Source organism: Paeniroseomonas aquatica (assembly GCF_030409335.1).
GTDB lineage: Bacteria > Pseudomonadota > Alphaproteobacteria > Acetobacterales > Acetobacteraceae > Belnapia > Belnapia aquatica.
Genome location: NZ_JAUFPN010000215.1, coordinates 1 through 552, shown reverse-complemented (window position 1 = coordinate 552; position 552 = coordinate 1). Strand labels below are relative to the sequence as shown.

Sequence of the window (552 nt, the reverse complement as noted above, 5' to 3'; positions counted from 1 at the left end):
TCACCGCCCCGCCTGGGCGATGATGCGCTGGGTGGCGGCGCTGCGGGTGCCGGCGGCGTAGTTGACGCCGCGGGCGACGGTGTTGGTCGCCAGCAGTCCGCGCGGCGCCCGGGTCTCGATCGACTGCTCCGCCTGGGAGCCGCGGCCGAGCGCCAGGTTGACCCCGGCGGTGACCTGGGTGCTGACGAGTGGCCGGCAGCCGCCGGAGCCGTCGGTGCCGAGCTGCTGGCTGGCCCGGGCGCCGGCGGCGGTGGCGCGGTTGACGCCGACCGTGACGCTGGTGGCGGACAGCCGGCAGCCGCTGGCGCTGGCCTGCTCGACCCGGCTCAGCACCGCCTCCGGGCCGCGCAGCCGGACCCCGCCGAGGTCCTGCGCGGTGGCGGGCAGGGCGCCGAGGCCGAGCAGGGCGGCGGCGGCAAGCATGGGACGCATCATGGCGCTCTCCTCTGGTGCGGCGGGCGGGGCTGCTCCGGCCCCGGGGGATCGGGGCCGGAGCGCCCTTGGCCTCACTGGCCGCCGACGGTGACGACCTGCTGGCCGGCGAAGGCGCCG

The 552-nt window shown here is 78.8% G+C and carries 1 protein-coding gene; it reads right to left on the bottom strand.

What is annotated here, in order from left to right:
- Nucleotides 1-435 (bottom strand): hypothetical protein, encoded by a 435-nt coding sequence (locus QWZ14_RS28940; protein WP_290320539.1) that lies wholly within the window; start codon nucleotides 433-435, stop codon nucleotides 1-3.
- Between the last annotated feature and the right edge of the window lie 117 nt (nucleotides 436-552).